This window comes from Thiothrix fructosivorans (genome assembly GCF_017349355.1).
Taxonomy (GTDB): domain Bacteria; phylum Pseudomonadota; class Gammaproteobacteria; order Thiotrichales; family Thiotrichaceae; genus Thiothrix; species Thiothrix fructosivorans.
Window position 1 is genome coordinate 902949 of the sequence record NZ_JAFMPM010000006.1, and the last position, 16611, is coordinate 919559.

The 16611-nt window shown below is 51.3% G+C and carries 22 protein-coding genes and 1 pseudogene; 8 read left to right on the forward strand and 15 right to left on the reverse strand.

Features of this window, described 5'->3' with window-relative positions:
• Nucleotides 1-23: 23 nt before the first annotated feature.
• Nucleotides 24-665 (reverse strand): annotated as a pseudogene (locus tag J1836_RS21980) (leucine-rich repeat domain-containing protein); the annotation flags it as partial.
• Nucleotides 666-821: 156 nt separating this feature from the next.
• Here J1836_RS21980 and J1836_RS07680 point away from each other — a divergent pair.
• Nucleotides 822-1598 carry a hypothetical protein gene (locus J1836_RS07680; protein ID WP_207250479.1) on the forward strand — a complete coding sequence of 259 codons (777 nt, stop codon included), beginning with the start codon at nucleotides 822-824 and terminating at the stop codon, nucleotides 1596-1598.
• Between the two features lie 31 nt (nucleotides 1599-1629).
• Here J1836_RS07680 and J1836_RS07685 read toward each other — a convergent pair whose 3' ends face one another.
• Nucleotides 1630-2199 (reverse strand): DUF2239 family protein, encoded by a 570-nt coding sequence (locus J1836_RS07685; RefSeq protein ID WP_207250480.1) that lies wholly within the window; start codon nucleotides 2197-2199, stop codon nucleotides 1630-1632.
• Between the two features lie 79 nt (nucleotides 2200-2278).
• Nucleotides 2279-2566 (reverse strand): DUF1294 domain-containing protein, encoded by a 288-nt coding sequence (locus tag J1836_RS07690; RefSeq protein WP_207250481.1) that lies wholly within the window; start codon nucleotides 2564-2566, stop codon nucleotides 2279-2281.
• 135 nt (nucleotides 2567-2701) lie between these two features.
• Here J1836_RS07690 and J1836_RS07695 point away from each other — a divergent pair, with 135 nt between their 5' ends.
• Nucleotides 2702-4369 (forward strand): diflavin oxidoreductase, encoded by a 1668-nt coding sequence (locus J1836_RS07695; RefSeq protein WP_207250482.1) that lies wholly within the window; start codon nucleotides 2702-2704, stop codon nucleotides 4367-4369.
• A gap of 14 nt (nucleotides 4370-4383) precedes the next feature.
• Here J1836_RS07695 and purU read toward each other — a convergent pair whose 3' ends face one another.
• From purU to hisF, 11 genes are read right to left on the reverse strand one after another with little or no spacing between them, the layout of a single operon-like run.
• Nucleotides 4384-5244, reverse strand: coding sequence for a formyltetrahydrofolate deformylase (gene purU / locus J1836_RS07700; RefSeq protein WP_207250483.1), 861 nt, complete (start codon nucleotides 5242-5244; stop codon nucleotides 4384-4386).
• Between the two features lie 14 nt (nucleotides 5245-5258).
• Nucleotides 5259-5948, reverse strand: coding sequence for a tRNA (guanosine(46)-N7)-methyltransferase TrmB (gene trmB / locus J1836_RS07705; RefSeq protein ID WP_207250484.1), 690 nt, complete (start codon nucleotides 5946-5948; stop codon nucleotides 5259-5261).
• Nucleotides 5949-5963: 15 nt separating this feature from the next.
• Nucleotides 5964-6746: a thiazole synthase gene (locus J1836_RS07710; protein ID WP_207250485.1), complete on the reverse strand. Its 783-nt coding sequence runs from the start codon at nucleotides 6744-6746 to the stop codon at nucleotides 5964-5966.
• A gap of 17 nt (nucleotides 6747-6763) precedes the next feature.
• On the reverse strand, nucleotides 6764-6964 hold the full coding sequence (gene thiS, locus J1836_RS07715) for a sulfur carrier protein ThiS (RefSeq protein ID WP_207251496.1): 201 nt from the start codon (nucleotides 6962-6964) through the stop codon (nucleotides 6764-6766).
• Nucleotides 6964-8496 (reverse strand): 2,3-bisphosphoglycerate-independent phosphoglycerate mutase, encoded by a 1533-nt coding sequence (gene gpmI, locus J1836_RS07720; RefSeq protein ID WP_242632768.1) that lies wholly within the window; start codon nucleotides 8494-8496, stop codon nucleotides 6964-6966. Before gpmI ends, thiS begins: the two co-directional genes overlap by 1 nt.
• A gap of 52 nt (nucleotides 8497-8548) precedes the next feature.
• The gene (gene tatC / locus J1836_RS07725; protein ID WP_207250487.1) at nucleotides 8549-9580 is read right to left on the reverse strand and encodes a twin-arginine translocase subunit TatC; all 1032 of its coding nucleotides are present in this window, start codon (nucleotides 9578-9580) and stop codon (nucleotides 8549-8551) included.
• The gene (gene tatB / locus J1836_RS07730) at nucleotides 9564-9863 is read right to left on the reverse strand and encodes a Sec-independent protein translocase protein TatB (RefSeq protein ID WP_207250488.1); all 300 of its coding nucleotides are present in this window, start codon (nucleotides 9861-9863) and stop codon (nucleotides 9564-9566) included. Before tatB ends, tatC begins: the two co-directional genes overlap by 17 nt.
• A gap of 13 nt (nucleotides 9864-9876) precedes the next feature.
• Complete coding sequence (gene tatA, locus J1836_RS07735) at nucleotides 9877-10110, reverse strand: twin-arginine translocase TatA/TatE family subunit (RefSeq protein WP_207250489.1); 234 nt, start codon at nucleotides 10108-10110, stop codon at nucleotides 9877-9879.
• A 35-nt stretch (nucleotides 10111-10145) separates the two neighbouring features.
• Complete coding sequence (locus tag J1836_RS07740; protein WP_207250490.1) at nucleotides 10146-10469, reverse strand: phosphoribosyl-ATP diphosphatase; 324 nt, start codon at nucleotides 10467-10469, stop codon at nucleotides 10146-10148.
• A gap of 15 nt (nucleotides 10470-10484) precedes the next feature.
• Nucleotides 10485-11006, reverse strand: coding sequence for a hypothetical protein (locus J1836_RS07745; protein WP_207250491.1), 522 nt, complete (start codon nucleotides 11004-11006; stop codon nucleotides 10485-10487).
• 4 nt (nucleotides 11007-11010) lie between these two features.
• Nucleotides 11011-11784 (reverse strand): imidazole glycerol phosphate synthase subunit HisF, encoded by a 774-nt coding sequence (gene hisF / locus J1836_RS07750; RefSeq protein ID WP_207250492.1) that lies wholly within the window; start codon nucleotides 11782-11784, stop codon nucleotides 11011-11013.
• 223 nt (nucleotides 11785-12007) lie between these two features.
• Between hisF and J1836_RS07755 the strand changes: the two genes are divergently transcribed.
• A complete protein-coding gene (locus J1836_RS07755) occupies nucleotides 12008-12526 on the forward strand; it encodes a hypothetical protein (protein ID WP_207250493.1) in 519 nt (172 codons plus the stop codon).
• Nucleotides 12527-12595: 69 nt separating this feature from the next.
• Here J1836_RS07755 and hisA read toward each other — a convergent pair whose 3' ends face one another.
• The gene (hisA, locus tag J1836_RS07760; RefSeq protein WP_207250494.1) at nucleotides 12596-13330 is read right to left on the reverse strand and encodes a 1-(5-phosphoribosyl)-5-[(5-phosphoribosylamino)methylideneamino]imidazole-4-carboxamide isomerase; all 735 of its coding nucleotides are present in this window, start codon (nucleotides 13328-13330) and stop codon (nucleotides 12596-12598) included.
• A gap of 61 nt (nucleotides 13331-13391) precedes the next feature.
• On the opposite strand from hisA, the gene msrA reads away from it, so the two are divergent.
• The 5 genes from msrA to J1836_RS07785 all read left to right on the forward strand — a co-directional run bounded on the left by msrA (nucleotide 13392) and on the right by J1836_RS07785 (nucleotide 16607).
• On the forward strand, nucleotides 13392-13892 hold the full coding sequence (gene msrA / locus J1836_RS07765; RefSeq protein ID WP_242632769.1) for a peptide-methionine (S)-S-oxide reductase MsrA: 501 nt from the start codon (nucleotides 13392-13394) through the stop codon (nucleotides 13890-13892).
• Nucleotide 13893: 1 nt separating this feature from the next.
• A complete protein-coding gene (gene queG / locus J1836_RS07770) occupies nucleotides 13894-14943 on the forward strand; it encodes a tRNA epoxyqueuosine(34) reductase QueG (RefSeq protein WP_207250496.1) in 1050 nt (349 codons plus the stop codon).
• Nucleotides 14944-15050: 107 nt separating this feature from the next.
• A complete protein-coding gene (locus J1836_RS07775; RefSeq protein WP_207250497.1) occupies nucleotides 15051-15344 on the forward strand; it encodes a hypothetical protein in 294 nt (97 codons plus the stop codon).
• A gap of 169 nt (nucleotides 15345-15513) precedes the next feature.
• Nucleotides 15514-16146: a pyridoxamine 5'-phosphate oxidase gene (gene pdxH, locus J1836_RS07780; protein ID WP_207250498.1), complete on the forward strand. Its 633-nt coding sequence runs from the start codon at nucleotides 15514-15516 to the stop codon at nucleotides 16144-16146.
• Nucleotides 16143-16607 carry a methyltransferase family protein gene (locus tag J1836_RS07785; protein ID WP_207250499.1) on the forward strand — a complete coding sequence of 155 codons (465 nt, stop codon included), beginning with the start codon at nucleotides 16143-16145 and terminating at the stop codon, nucleotides 16605-16607. The genes pdxH and J1836_RS07785 overlap by 4 nt, the downstream gene beginning before the upstream one ends.
• The last annotated feature ends 4 nt before the right edge of the window (nucleotides 16608-16611 follow it).

A 16611-nucleotide genomic window follows, 5' to 3' on the forward strand; every position in this document is an offset into this window, starting at 1 on the left:
ATCGATTCCAAATGATTGATCTGATTATTGCTACAATCAAGTGATTTCAAGGCAGATAATCCACTGAGTGGGGATAAGTTACTTATTTTGGTGTTACTACAATCAAGTAATCGCAACTGAAATAAAGCACTGAGTGGCGAAAGGTCACTGACATGATTATGGCTAAAGCAAAGCCATTGCAAGGTTGTTAATCCGCTAAGCGGAGATAGATCGCAGATATTGTTGTCCCCACAATCCAGCGCTTGTAAGGTGGACAATCCGCTGAAAGGGAATAGGTCGCTGATCTTATTACCCGTACAGAACAGAAATTGCAACGCAGGTAATCCATTGAGTGTTAAGCGGCTGATCTGGTTATATCGACAGTCCAGCGTTTGTAAGGCAGGCAGCCCGCAGAGTGGGGATAGGTCGCTGATCTGGTTTGTTGCACAATTAAATTCGGTTAGATTTTTGAGTTTTTTGATAGCTAAAGGGATTTCTTTAATTTCCCCGTATTCGTCCCTTGTATCCCATTCTTCTAAAACATTCAGCTTTTCCAACCATGTCAACTCAAAAACTTCTTCTGGTATTTCATCCAAGCCAAGACAGCTCAAATCCAGTTCGGTCGAGCGGGTGCGGCGGCATTCTTCAATGCGCTCAAGGGCGATTTCCAGCGGGGTCGGTATCATAAGCGTCAGCTAGTCAGGCATAAGGGACAATAGAGCCGATAGTAGCCGGAACAGCAGGGCTATTCAAACCGGATCAATTTGTAGTTGCCCTGACGGATGCTTGGGCATAATCTGAGCGAATGCTGATAGTTTGTCTAAACGTAGCACCGGAGGCTGATGATGGAAGTAGATGCACTCATTCAAAAAGTCCTTGAGAAGTTCGCTAAACGCAGCGAAGCACTTAGCGAGTCGGCTGATTATCCCTACCCCTTCGGGGATAATATAGAGCAACGCCTCACCCCCGCGATGGATCAATACCGTGACCTCATGCAACGTCATGCAGCAGACCTGCTGCCGCGCCTGAAAGCGTTGACGTGGGTTTTCCGCATGTACATTAACGAGGATTACCGCGTCACCTATGCTTTTGATATCAAAAGCCTTGGCACTATCCTGGCCAAGGGTGACTTGGATGCGGACACCTTCGACCCCACCAAAGTCCGGGTGAGCACTTACAACGAATACAATTGGAAATGCAATAAGCTGGTCGCGGATGCTTATGCCGTCGGTGCTGGTGTTGGCTTAAGCATTGGCAAGAGTTTAGGCGGAACAAAAACCAAAGGTGATGGCTACCCGGCAATGTATGAGTATCAGGGTAATGTTTGTTATTTGTGGGCACCACAGGCCAATGAACTCACCAAGTCAGATCGTAATCTGAGAAGCCTCACCAATGCCAGAATACCGCGAGTACGGTCTGACGCAAACGCGCTACCGGAAGTAGGCGATATTATGTGTTTCCCTGCCGAAGGTGGGCTGGGGCACTCATCGCTTTACCTTGGAAAAAAGCTGATCATTAGTGCGAAAACGGACGGGATTGACATCGAAACCGAGGAATTTGAAACCGAGATGCACGACGGCAAAGCCAGACTGCGTAAGTTTACTGGCTCCGGTAAGTAAAGAAGAAACCGTGACACCCTTTCAGCGCTAGCTAACCCTCTGCCAGCCGCAAGGCATGTTCGCGCACGTCTTGTGCCCATGTTGTCGTATGTTCACGAAATGCAGCAAGATCACCCGCAAACAAAGCACGGCTGGCTTCTTCGTAGCCCACTGCATTGCCCGCCATCGCCTGCATGAAACGGTAAGTCGCTTCCTGCGTCTGGCGCACGCGATCGGTGTCGCCACTGGCGCGCATCGCCTGTTCCACCAACTTGCGCAATACCACCGACGCGCTGCCCGGCTGGCTGGCAAGCCATTCCCAATGGCGCGGCAATAGGGTGATTTCTTTCGGCACAACCCCCAACTTAGGGCGACCGACAGTACGCGTTTCTGAGGTCGGCTCCAGCGTTGCAGCAGGTGGCAAGCGTGCCAGCACCTCATCCAGCGAGCCGCGCAAGTCGATTTCCACTGGACGACTACTGACGGCATCGAACGCCAGCACACTGACTTCAGGTTGTGCATCGGTAAACGTTTTGACAGCGGTGGCAACCTCAATGGGTGTGCCAATAGCAAGGCAACGGGTTTGCGCGAAAGCAATCCAGCGAATGGGCGTAGGCGACATAGTGATGTTTTCCTGTGGAACAAGTCGCGGTATTCTATCCGGGTAAAATGCACAATGCAATATTACCCGGATGAAATACTTATGCGTATTTAACCATTCCTGTCGTCATCAGCCACCCGATAACAGCCACATTTACCACCACGGTTACCCAAAACACGCGCTGGAATGCCGCTTTGCTGGATTTGTGGCGCAAGACTTTTTGTGCAAGCAATGCACCCGCCCAACCGCCGAGCAATGCCAAACTGTGTAAGGTACTTTCTTTAGTGCGCCAACGGTTGTGCTTCGCGGCAGATTTGTCGTGTGCATACACCAGAAACGTAATGATGCTGGCGATTAGGTAAAGGGTGAGGAGGGTGGTAATGGGCATCGCTTATCTCATCGTGATGTGGTTCATAAATTATTAGCCTTTTTTGAGATATTCATATCGTATAATATCACTTTTTTCGCTCTATGCTTTCGCGGATACTCTTGCCCATTCATTACTTTTGAAGGAGTGGCAGACATGCTGCTAAGTCCGCAACAATTCCAGCAGGTTTCTGGTGCTGTCCGTGATCTCACGCCGACGCAATTGGCTTGGGTGAGTGGCTATCTGTCGGGGTTGACCAACCATTCCGTGGTCGTGCCACCACTTGCCGCCGCTAACACGAGCTTACCGAGCCTGAAAACCACCGTACTCTACGGCAGTCAGACCGGCAACAGCAAGCGTGTCGCGGCGCAATTGTATGCCCACCTTCAAGAGAGCCATAGTGACGTGGTGTTGCAGGACATCAAATCTTATCGACCACAAAATCTGAAGCAGGAACAACGCTTGTTCGTGGTGATCAGCACGCATGGCAATGGCGAACCGCCCGATGATGCGCGGGCGTTCTTCCAATTTGTGCAGAGCGAACGTGCGCCGACGTTGGACAAGTTGCAGTACGCGGTATTGGCATTGGGTGATGCGAGTTATGAAGCGTTTTGCGAAACCGGCGTAGTGTTGGATCAGCGTTTGGCAGCCTTGGGCGCAACCCGTTTGTTGCCGCGTGTCGATTGCGACGTGGATTTTAAAGCCGCCGCTGGCACTTGGCAGCAAGCGGTCTTGCAAGCGCTTCTGGCTGAAAAATCTGACACGTACCAAGCCGAAGTGCTCAGCAATATTGTGTTGACCGATCAAGGTTCAGCTAAAGAAGTGTTTCATCTGGAATTGTCGCTGGAAGATTCCGGTATCCAATACCAACCCGGCGATATTTTGGCGGTCAACGTACCAAATGCTGCTGAATTGGTTGAACAAGTTCTGGTATTGAGCGGTTTGTCCGCCGATGACAAGGTGGTATTACACGGGCGGGAATTGCGCCTGTTTCACGCACTTCAAGAATACCGTGAATTATCCAGTGTGACGCGTCGCCAATTGCAGATGTATGCGTCGGACTTTGCGCAAACAGTGATACAGGATTGGTTGTGTGCAGCGGATTGGGTGGATGTGCTGCAAGCATTCCCCGCGCCATTAACCGCACAAGCGTTCGTGGATGTGTTACGCCCGTTGCAGCCACGGCAGTATTCGATTGCATCGAGTCCGACCGCCCACGCGGATGAAGTGCATTTGTTAATCAAGCGCGTGGTATACGATTTCCAAGGGCGCACGCATTTGGGGACGGCTTCCAATGGCTTGGCGCAAGTGAAGGCGGGGACGCGGGTGGCGGTAGCGGTGAAGGAAAATCCGCATTTCAAATTACCGCAAGACCCGCAAACGTCCATGATTATGATCGGTGCGGGCACAGGTGTAGCGCCGTTTCGTAGCTTTTTGTTTGAACGCGAGGCGCAAGGGATTCGTGGCAAAACCTGGTTATTCTTTGGTGAACAACGTTTCCGTAGTGATTTCCTCTACCAAGCCGAATGGCTACAGCTCATGGAAAACGGTACGTTGGAGCGCATGAATGTCGCGTTCTCGCGGGATCAGGCACAAAAGCACTACGTGCAACACCGCTTGCAGGAGTCTGCCGCCGAACTGTATCAGTGGTTAGCGGCGGGGGCGCATGTGTATGTGTGTGGTGATATGCACGGCATGGCGAAAGACGTGCATCAAACCTTGTTAGCGATTGTGCAAGAGCAGGGCGGTTACACTGAGGTGGACGCTAACGCACTGCTGGAGCAGTGGATAGCGGAGCGCCGTTATCAGCGCGATGTGTATTGAGTCGGTACGTGTGCTTATTTGAAAACCACGGTTTTGTTGCCATCCATAAACACACGGCGTTCAATATGCAGGCGCACCGCTTTAGCCAGCGCACTGTTTTCCAGATCGCGCCCTAACGCGGCGAGGTCTTCGGGCTGGTATGTGTGGTCAACGCGTTCGACGGATTGCTCAATGATCGGGCCTTCATCCAGATCGGAGGTGACGTAATGCGCGGTTGCCCCGATCAGTTTCACGCCCCGGTCAAACGCTTGGTGGTAGGGGCGTGCACCTTTGAATCCGGGTAGGAACGAGTGGTGAATATTGATGCACATGCCTGCCAGTTTGCGGCAAGTGTCGTCGGAAAGGATTTGCATGTAACGCGCTAGCACCACCAATTCGGCTTGGGTTTCGGTGACGATTTCCAACATGCGTGCTTCTTGCTCGGCTTTATTGGTTTTGTCGACAGGGAGACACACGAAGCGAATGCCTTCACGTTCGACCAAAGAACGTAATTCCATGTGGTTGGAGACGACGCAGACCACATTCATGTTCAAGTCGCCTTTGTTTTTGCGGTACAGCAAGTCGACTAAGCAATGGTCGGCTTTGGATACCATCAGAATAACACGTGGCGGACGCGTGGCATTGGTGATATGCCATTGCATCTCAAAGCGTTCGGCGATCAGGGCAAAATGGTTGCGGATGGCGCTAATGTCCGGTGACAGGGCTGCGTTGGGGCGAAACATAATGCGGCAGAAGAATTTCTGGGTCATTTCATCGTCGTACTGCGCCATTTCGGTGATGTAGCATTGCGATTCAGCGAGAAAACCGGTAACGGCAGCGACGATACCGGTTTTCGCGGGGCAAGTGACGGTAAGAATGTAGGCGTTGGCTTGCATGATTTTTGTATCGTTTAGGTTATTTTTCGATAGAGCAAATCCCAAACACCATGCCCCAGTTTTAACCCACGATTTTCAAATTTGGTCAATGGGCGCGTCTCTGGGCGCGGTGAATAAGGCGGTTCGGGCGCAAGGTTAGCAAAGTCTGGGCTGGTTTCCATAACGTCAGCCATATTGTCGGCGTAGTTTTCCCAATCAGTGGCCATGTGGAACACACCGCCCGTCTGCAAACGTGAGGCAATCAACGCGGCAAATGGCGCTTGCACGATCCGCCGCTTATTGTGCTTTTTCTTGTGCCAGGGGTCAGGGAAAAACAGTTGCACCCGATCCAGTGAGCCTGCCGGAATCCGCTTTTGCAGGATTTCGACCGCATCGGAATTCATCAAGCGCACATTTTTCAAGCCTTGTTCGCCGACTAGTTTGAGCAAATGCCCTACACCGGGGGTATGCACTTCGATACCGATGAAATCGCGTTCCGGTGCGGCGGCTGCCATTTGTGCGAGTGAATCACCATTCCCAAAGCCAATTTCCAACGTGACGGGGGCAGTGCGCCCGAACAGGCTGGGCAAATCCAGCGGCGTGTCAGCGCTTTCAATGCCAAAGACCGGCCAGAGGTTTTCCAAAGCTTCTTCTTGTGCTTTGGTGACGCGTCCTTGCCGTAAAACGAAGCTCTTGATCGCGCGATGCGGTGCTGTTGTTTCCATGATGCTGCCAATGCGTTAAAAGAACGTGCCGTCTAGCGGTGATGAGGCGGAAGCGTAGCGTTTGCGCGGCATCCGTCCGGCTAAGAATGCTTCGCGCCCCGCTTCAATGGCTTTTTTCATCGCCGAAGCCATTAGCACCGGATTTTTTGCACCGGCAATGGCGGTATTCATCAGCACGCCTGCACAGCCCATTTCCATCGCAATCGCTGCGTCAGACGCAGTGCCAACACCCGCATCCACAATGATCGGCACTTTAGCGTTTTCAATGATTTCGAGGATATTGTACGGGTTGCGAATGCCTAAACCTGAACCAATCGGTGCTGCCAGTGGCATGACGGCGACGCAGCCGATGTCTTCGAGTTGGCGGGCAATGAGTGGGTCATCGCTGGTGTACACCATGACATCAAAGCCGTCTTTCACGAGAATTTCAGCGGCTTTCAGGGTTTGGATAGTGTCGGGGTAAAGGGTTTTGGCATCGCCTAGCACTTCGAGCTTGACCAGCTTGTGACCGTTGAGTAATTCACGCGCTAAACGGCAAGTACGTACCGCATCCTCGACGTTGTAACAGCCTGCGGTATTCGGCAACAGGGTGTATTTATCCAACGGAATCACGTCGAGCAAATTGGGTTCATCCTTGTTCTGCCCGATATTGGTACGGCGGATGGCGACGGTGATGATTTGCGCACCGCTGGCTTCGGTGGCGGCTTTGGTTTCGGCTAAATCTTTATATTTGCCAGTGCCAACTAACAGGCGTGAGGAATATTCCTTGCCTGCAATGGTGAGGGTATCTTGTTGCATTGCGAGTTCCTTCTGTTTTAACCGCCGCCGATGGCGTGAACGATTTCGACCGTATCGTGGGGTTGCAATACGGTGGTGTCAAATTGGCTGCGTGGGATCAATTCTTGATTGATTTCCAGCGCGAGACGCTTGCCTTGTAATTCGAGAATGACCAGCAGTTGGGCAACGTTGGTGTCTGCCGCCACGAGGTGGGGTGTGCCATTGACGAGTATTTCCATCACTTATACGCTCCGTCGCTGCTTTGACCTTTGGTAATTTCTTCCAGCAGCAATGATTTGCCGCGCATTCCTTCCGGTTTCGGCAAGCCCATCAATTGCAACACGGTCGGGGCAAGGTTGCTCAAGCCGCCTTCAGTGGATAAGCGCCAGTTGGATTTGTCCATAATCAAGCAGGGTACGGGGTAAACGGTGTGCTGCGTATTCGGTTCACCGGTCAGTGGGTCAATGTATTCGTCGCAGTTGCCGTGATCGGCGGTCATGATCACGGAGTAATCGTGAGCAACAGCACTGTCCAGTAAACGCCCGACTTCGCGATCCAAGGCTTCGACCGCTTTGATCACCGCAGCAGGGACGGCGGTATGACCTACCATGTCACCGTTGGCAAAATTCACCACGATAAAGCAGTATTTATCCTGTTCGATGGCGTTGATGATGGTATCCGCTACTTCCTTCGCGCTCATTTCCGGCTGATCGTCGTAAGTTTCGACCTTGGGGGAAGGGATAACGATGCGTTCTTCACCCGCGTAAGTGCGTTCACGCCCACCGTTGAAGAAGAAGGTAACGTGTGCGTATTTCTCGGTTTCCGCACAATGCAATTGCTTCAAACCCGCCAAACTAATGGTTTGTGCCAAATTGGTGGCAGGGCGTTCCGGTGAGAAAATTACCGGGGCAAGCAAGCGTTTGTCGTATTCGGTCATGGTGGTGAGGGAAACCGCCTCAAAATCACCGCGATCGAAATCGGTAAAGTCGGGGTCTGCTAAGGCTTTGGCTGTTTGGCGCGGGCGGTCATTGCGGAAGTTGAAAAACAGCACCGTGTCATTGCTTTGAATCAGTTCTGCATTCGGCATAATGCGCGGTTTGATAAATTCATCAGTTTCACCTGCCGCATACGCATCATCCACCGCTTGCAAGGCGCTGCTAGCAGGCGTGCCGATACCGCGTACCATGGCATTCCACGCCAGTTGGGTGCGTTCCCAACGGTTATCGCGATCCATCGCGTAGAAACGTCCGGTGACAGTAGCAATTTCACCGCCGGTCATTTCCATCACGTTTTGAATTTGCTGAATGAACTGTTTGGCGACGCGCGGCGCCGTGTCGCGCCCGTCTGTAATGACGTGGAGTACCGGTTTGACACTGTGTTCCATGCAGGCTTTTAAGAGCGCAATGATATGGGTCATGTGGCTGTGTACCCCACCATCGGACACCAAACCGAGTAAGTGCAAGGGGCGTTTGTCCGCTTTAGCACTTTCCAAGGCATTCAACAGGGAATGGTTTTTGAAGAAGCTGCGGTCATCAATCGCATCTTCGATACGCACTAAATCTTGCCGCAAAATTGAACCACAACCAATGGTCATGTGCCCGACTTCCGAGTTACCCATTTGCCCATCCGGTAGGCCGACGGAACGCCCCGATGCATTCAATGTCGTGTGGGGGTATTGCCCGAAATAACGGTCAAAGTTGGGGGTATCCGCTTCATGTACGGCATTAAAACGCTTGCTAGGGTTAACGCCAACGCCGTCAAGAATGACCAAAATGGTTTTCCGACGGGGTACGTTTGAATGTCTTGATTTCACAATAGCCTCATCATTTATCGTGTTCTTCCTTGCGGAAATTGTCTTCCATGCGCTTGAACTCTACATCCATGCGCTCCAACTCCGCTTCCATTTCCGCATCGGTGAGTGGGCGGAAGGCTTCGTCATCGGTGGATTGCACGGGTGTGGTTTCCTCGAAAATGTACTGATCATTTTCCCACGCCGTCGCAGCGGCAGCCCCTGTGGCAGCAGCACCAGCAGCACCAGCGGTAACCGGTAAGTTGCTGTTGTGAATGGTTTGCTCTGCTTCGTGTTCGGCTTTCTCAACCTTAAAGCGCTCCAAATGTTTACCAAACACGCGGCTCAATAACAGACCCAATTCAAACAATAACCAGATGGGAACTGCCATCAGTACTTGTGAAACCACATCCGGCGGTGTTAGGAACATGGCAATGACAAAAATGCCAACAATGATATAAGGACGCGATTTTTCGAGTGTTTCGATACTGACAACACCCATGCCAATCAGCAAAATCGTAGCAACCGGCGTTTCAAAGCTGATACCAAAGGCTAAAAACATCGCTACCGTAAAATCAAGGTAAGCCGCAATATCGGGGGCGGGATTGACATTGCTCGGTGTAAACGCAATGGCAGCTTGAGAAATGGTCGGAATGACAAGGTAATAAGCAAACGCCATGCCGACATAAAATAGTCCCACACTGGAGATAAGCAAGGGTGTGATCAAGCGTTTTTCATGCTGATACAAACCGGGGGCAACGAATCCCCACACTTGGTAAAAGGTATACGGCAAAGTAATAAGAAAGGCGACTAACAACGCCAGTTTGAAAGGGATGAGAAACGGTGAAGCAACCCCAACCGCAATTAATTTTACGCCGTCAGGTAAATGGCGCATTAAAGGATCAGACAGCCAGTTATACAACTCCTGAGCGAAGGGTGATAGCACGATGAATACCCCAATAAGGGCAATCACAATACGCATCAAACGGTCACGTAATTCAAACAAATGTTCGAGGAGTGCTTTAAACCCTACCTCTTGCTCTTTAGTGTCAGTTGGGCTTGTCATGCTGTTCCAATTCCTTGCGCACAGTATTGTTCATTGCCTCGGTTTTTTCCTGCATCATGGCACGCATGTTGCGGAGTTCTTCTTCCTGTTTTTGGAACATCGTGCGCAATTCATCGGTGTGCAATTCGCGGTCAACGTCAGCCCGCGCTTTGGCAATAAAACGGCGAATTTTACCCAGCCATTGTCCCAGCGTCCGTGCTACCGTGGGCAAGCGTTCGGGGCCAATCACCAATAAAGCGACTACGCCGACGAGAAGCATTTCAAGAAAACTGCTTTCAAACATGGCTTAGTTTATCTCACACTTTTTCTTTTTCTTTGGCTTCTGAGTCGATAATGCGTCCACCGTTAGGCGCGGCTTGTTGGTTTACTTGCACATCGGGTTTTATTTCCGTTTCGTCGCCATTACTGAGTCCTTTTTTGAAGTTTTTGAGGGCTTCACCTAAATCACCGCCCATGTTGCGCAATTTTTTTGTGCCAAATAATAAAATGACAATGATCAAAATGAGCGCGAGTTCCCAAATACCAAACATCAGATGTCTCCTTTCAATGCAATTAAGAAAATAGGTTAAGCGGGGCGATTGGCTTTTTCTTCCAGACCGGATATGCCAAAGCGGCGTGCGAGTTCGTTAAGCACGTCGTCGGGGTGCAGGTTCTGCTGTGCTAGTAACACTAGGGTATGAAACCATAAGTCGGCAACTTCATACACAATCTTGTCGGGTTCACCATCTTTGGCTGCCATGACGGTTTCGGTCGCTTCTTCGCCAATTTTTTTAAGAATCGCATCCAAACCCTTTGCATAGAGTTTGGCAACGTAGGAACTGTCCGGTGCTGCTTGTTTGCGGCTTTCCAGCACTTCGGCAAGTTGAGTCAATACGGTATCATTCTTCATGGGGCGCAAGTATACCTAATTCAATTGGTGTGCGGCGACTGGTGTTTGCATTTCATGGATGCTTGGTAACAATGCGGTCATTTTCCATTCAGATTGTTGCGCAGCATCATCCAGCAATTTACACAGCAAATGCAGCAAGTCATTGGTTAATGTCAGTTCAATGCCTTTATCGGCGTTATCTTTGAGTGCCAGTTTGAGCGCACCCTTATCTTGATGCTTAAAGCCTGCCTTGACGACCAGCAACGGGTCGTTACCCAGCGGCAAATGGTCTGATTCGCGGAATGGGTGATTGAAAGCTGCTTTGCTTTGCGCCCGCTCGTGTTCAAACGCCATAATTGCTTGGCGAGAATTATAGTCGCTGTGTTGCTTGACCGACGGTGATGACATCAGCGCCTCTTGTAGTACTGGCCACAAGCGTGTCAAAAATCGGCGTGTTAGCCAGAAGCGAAATTCTTCTTCTGCCACGGTATTCATGCGCATGAGAATGCGGTCTTCTTCTTGTATGTAGCGAATTTGGATTTGTGCCGGAGCAGCCATTACATTACAACCTCATCTCGATACCTTGTGCAGCCATGTAGCGTTTCGCATCGCCCACAGTGTATTCGCCGAAGTGGAAAATACTCGCAGCCAATACCGCATCCGCCCCACCTTTGAGAATACCATCGGCTAAGTGCTGCAAATTGCCCACGCCACCCGAAGCGATGAGTGGAATGCCAACGCGATCAGTAATCGCACGCGTCAGACCCAAATCGAAGCCGATTTTTGTGCCATCCCGATCCATGCTGGTTACCAGCAACTCACCCGCGCCAAATTGCGCCATTTTTTCTGCCCATGCGACTGCATCAATGCCCGTGCGTTTGCGTCCACCGTGGGTGAAAACTTCCCAGCGATCCGGTTCGCCCAGCTCGTTGACGCGCTTGGCATCAATGGCGACGACGATGCATTGCGAGCCGAAATAGTCAGTACATTCGCGCACTAGGTCGGGGTTAGTAATCGCAGCAGTGTTAATGCCGACTTTATCTGCCCCAGCATTCAACATGCGTCGCACGTCTTCGGGCTTGCGGATACCGCCACCGACGGTAAGCGGAATGAAGACCTGTGAAGCCACAGCTTCCACCATATGAATAATGGTATCGCGGTTGTCGGAGCTGGCGGTAATGTCAAGAAAGGTGATTTCGTCCGCACCCTCGCGATTGTAACGAGCCGCAATTTCCACCGGATCACCCGCATCACGGATGTCAACGAAGTTCACGCCTTTGACAACGCGCCCGTTGTTCACGTCAAGGCAGGGGATGATGCGTTTGGCTAAACCCATGAAAGTGACCTATCGTTAAAACTCAAGCCTGTATCCTATGCTGATTGACCGTTGGTAGGCAATGCTTTGACGCTCATCCTCTTTTGATTAGATTGCTACGTCCATTCTGGAGCAGGATTTGCAGCAGAGGGAAGTGTTAAGTATTGACCTCTTACATTTGTCCTCTGACACTCAGACTTACTGAGTGAATAGGGATTTTCAATTGAGTACAAGGAGTTATGTTATGACTATCGGTCTTCTGAGTAATCTTTTCAGCCACACTTCCAACACTTCTTCCTCTAGCACTGGTTGCGGCACTAGCGCTCCAAAACCTAGCACTGGTTCTTGCGGTGGCAGCTTCGGCGGCGGCATGTTGAGCGGTGGTGGTTCATTGGGTGGTTGCTTGTCCAACATGTTTGGCGGTTTCTCTGGTGGCATCAACGGCGGATCTCATGGCGGATCAAGTTCCAACGGTGGTTCTTCTTGCGGTACTAGCACGCCAAAACCTAGCACGGGTGGCTCTTGCGGTACTGGTTCTAGCGGCAGCACTGGCGGCACTAGCAACAGCGGCAATCCTTCTTGCGGCACAAACTCTAACAGCGGCACTAGCGGCAGCAACAGCGGCAATGGTTCTTGCGGTACTGGTTCTACTGGCGGTTCTAACGGTGGCAGCTCAAGCTCCAACGGTGGTTCTTCTTGCGGTACTGGTTCTAGCTGGAGTGGTTCTTCTAGCTGGGGCGGTAGCAAAGGCGGTCGTTGCTAATTGATTAGCAATGCTTGACTTGTGACAGGGGGATGTTCGCTCATCCCCCTGTATACTATTTTGTATGGATTAAGCGTATTGGTCGACGTAGCGTTGGGCTTCTGCCAAATCAATCGTACCTTCGTAGATCGACCGACCTAAGATTGCACCCATGATTCCCTGATCTTCTACCGCACACAGCGCCTTAATATCATCCATATTGGTGACACCGCCCGAAGCGACGACGGGAATATTGATGCTAGACGCGAGTTTGGCGGTTTCTTCCACGTTCACACCCGTCATCATGCCGTCACGCGCAATGTCAGTGTAAACAATCGCACTCACGCCCGCTTGTTCAAACTGCTTTGCCAGTTCTATTGCTGATACAGAAGAGACTTCTGCCCAACCATCCGTTGCCACCATGCCGTTTTTCGCATCAATACCGACGATAATGTGACCGGGGAATTGCTGGCACAGGTCGATGACAAATTGCGGCTCTTGCACGGCTTTTGTGCCGATAATGCAATATTGCACGCCCGCTTCTAGATACGCGGCAACCGTCGCCGCATCGCGGATACCACCGCCGATTTGCACCGGAACATTCGGGAAACGTGCCGCGACGGCGCGAACGACATCGCCATTCACAGGTTTACCTTCAAACGCACCGTTTAAATCGACTAAATGCAGGCGGCGTGCGCCCGCGTCTACCCAGCGTTGTGCCATCTCAACGGGGTTGCTGGCAAATACGGTGGTGTCGTCCATACGACCTTGGCGCAGGCGTACACATTGACCGTCTTTTAAATCAATGGCGGGAATCAGTAGCATAATCACATCCTTGGTTGAGTTGTTGTATGCTACCGTTGAACCACGCAGAAAGGAAAGTGTTATGCAGCAAGCCATGTTTGGATTAGGGTGTTTTTGGGGCGCAGAACGGAAGTTTTGGCAAACGTCGGGTGTGCTTCGCACTGCTGTTGGCTACGCGGCGGGGCATACCGCCAACCCGACTTACCGCGACGTGTGTAGCGGCACGACGGGGCATAATGAAGTAGTGTGGGTAGCATTCGACCCAGAAAAAATCAGCTATGCGGCTTTGCTGACGGTATTTTGGGAAGCGCACAACCCCACGCAAGGAATGCGCCAAGGCAATGACGTGGGCGAGCAATACCGTTCGGGCATTTATACTTATTCCCCTGAGCAAATAGCCACGGCAGAAGCGAGTCGGGTACGTTATCAAGTGGCACTCACCGCAGCGGGATTGGGCAAGATCACCACAGAAATTCTCGAAGCACCGACGTTTTACCCCGCCGAAGAGTACCACCAGCGGTATTTGGAAAAAAATCCACGCGGGTATTGCGGCTTGGGTGGTACGGGAGTGACATGCGGCTAATATGCGGTTAGAGCAACTTCAAGCACTGGGGCAATCGCTCGGCTTCAATGCCGTGGGTATCAGCAATATCGACCTGTCGCTTGCCGAGCAACGTTTGCTCGATTGGTTGGCGCAAGGCTACCACGGTGACATGGCTTGGATGGCTCATCACGGCACGAAACGCAGTCGCCCCGCTGAACTCGTTCCCAACACATTAAGCGTGATCAGTGTGCGCATGGATTATTTGCCGCCGGACAGTGCTGATGCAGTGATGATCCTCAATCACCCCGAATGTGCTTACATTTCCCGCTATGCGTTAGGGCGTGATTACCACAAAGTCATCCGGCAGCGGCTGGAAAAGTTTACCCAATTGCTGCAAGCAGAGATTGGCAGTTTCGGCTACCGTGTCTTCACCGACAGCGCTCCTGTACTGGAAAAGCCGATTGCGGTGAAAGCAGGCTTGGGTTGGATGGGCAAACACACCAATATCCTCAGCCGTGAGGCGGGTTCGTGGTTTTTCCTTGGTGAAATTTATACTGACTTGCCGTTGTCAGAAACAGGCAGCGTGGCGGCGCATTGCGGGCAATGTACTGCGTGCCTCGACGTATGCCCCACGCAAGCTATTCTTGCCCCGTATACGCTGGATGCGCGGCGCTGCATTTCCTACCTCACTATCGAACATCAAGGTAGTATTCCGCTAGCCTTGCGCCCGCTCATGGGTAACCGCATTTATGGCTGTGACGATTGCCAGCTCATTTGCCCGTGGAATCGCTTTGCACAAACTTCACCCGAAGCGGATTTTGCGGTGCGTAATGGCTTGGATAGTGCGCGTTTGACTGAGCTGTTCGGCTGGAGTGAGCAAACCTTTATGCGCAAGCTGGAGGGTTCACCGATTCGGCGCATTGGCTACGCACGTTGGTTGCGCAATATTGCCGTAGCATTAGGGAATGCACCGTTTAGCGGCACGATCCTCACGTTATTGCAGCAGAAGCGCGCAGAAGTCGATGATGCCTTGGTACAAGAGCATATTCAGTGGGCAATTGAGCAACAAAAACAAGGTGATAGGCGGTAGTCTTCACGCTTTATCTATTATTTTTATCCGAATATCTGCGAATTCTATGAAAGCTGCGTGGTTTTGGGCATGATAGCTCCATCACGAACCCAAACCCAAACAACGCGATGAAAACAAAAATAGTGAGTGTGTTGTGGACGTTGCTAACGGTGGCTACATTGCCCAGTTGTGCCAGCGTGCAAGAAAATTCTTTGTATAGTATGTGGCAAGAACACGCCTACAGCGCTTACAGTATGCCCGTTCCCGCTGCGCCGATTAGCCCGTTTATGAGTGCAGTGATGCCCTACAAACCGATGTTGACAAATCCACTGGATACGGTTTCCGCATCATTGGTGAACGTGTCACGCACTGTTTCTGCGCAAGAAGATAAATTTATCGCTCAATATTACTCACTGCAATAATATAGTATGCTATAAACCCTATTTGTTAGCCCCTGGAGTCCAACGCGGACTCCACTTTGACACAAAGGTCTTAGCCCTTCCTTTGTGTCTTTTTAGCCAGACCCACTATTTTGGGTCTGGCTTTTTTATTTTCAGGTAAAATCCGCGCAAACCACTCAGGAGTGCGAGAATGGATATTGCATCATTACGCCGCGATTACACCCAATCCGGCTTAAGCCGTCAAACACTAGACCCCGATCCCTACCAACAGTTCAGTTTGTGGCTTACCCAAGCGATAGACGGTCAGGTGCTCGAACCGACTGCGATGCAAATCGCCACAGTTGCCGACGGCAAACCTACCTTACGCACGGTATTGCTGAAATCCTTCGACGCGAACGGTTTTGTATTTTTCACCAATTATCACAGCCAGAAAGCGCAACAGATGGATGCCAACCCCCACGTTGCTTTGCTGTTATTTTGGAAAGAGCTGGAACGTCAGGTAGAAATTACCGGTCGGGCAGAAAAGATCCCCACTTGGGAATCGTTACGGTATTTTGCGAGTCGTCCGCGTGGCAGTCAGTTGGGAGCTTGGGTATCGGCACAGAGTTCTATCATTACCTCGCGCAAACTGCTCGACATCAAGCTGGATGAAATGAAGCGTAAATTCAGCGCGGGTGAAATTCCGTTGCCGGATTTTTGGGGCGGCTACCGTATCGTGCCGGAAACCATCGAATTCTGGCAAGGGCGTACCAGTCGTTTGCATGACCGCTTTGAATACCGTCGTAAGGGTGACGGGTGGGAGATCGTGAGATTAGCGCCATGAATACCTTAAAGCTGAAGATTCCACCTCCGGTTTATTTGCTGGCGTTTGCGGGTTTGATGTGGGCGATACACACGGGCTTGCCGTTGTTGCATCTGATACCCGCGCCGTGGAATAAGCTGGGATTGGGGCTGATTGCGGTGGCGGTCATCGTGGATTTCTGGTCATTGGGCTTGTTTTTCCGCGCTCACACCACGTTTAACCCGCTCCACCCCGAACGCACACAAGCTTTGGTGACGACGGGAACTTACCGCTACACCCGCAACCCAATGTACGTGGGAATGCTGATTATCCTCAGCGGTTGGGGCATTTGGTTGGGCAGCGTTAGCCCTTTGCTGTTGTTGCCTGTGTTTGTGTGGGTGCTGACGGTACAACAGATTGTTCCTGAAGAAATAATGCTGGAACAAAAGTTTGGTGATGCGTATCTTGGTTACAAAGCGCGGGTTGTCCGCTGGTTGTGGTGAGGAA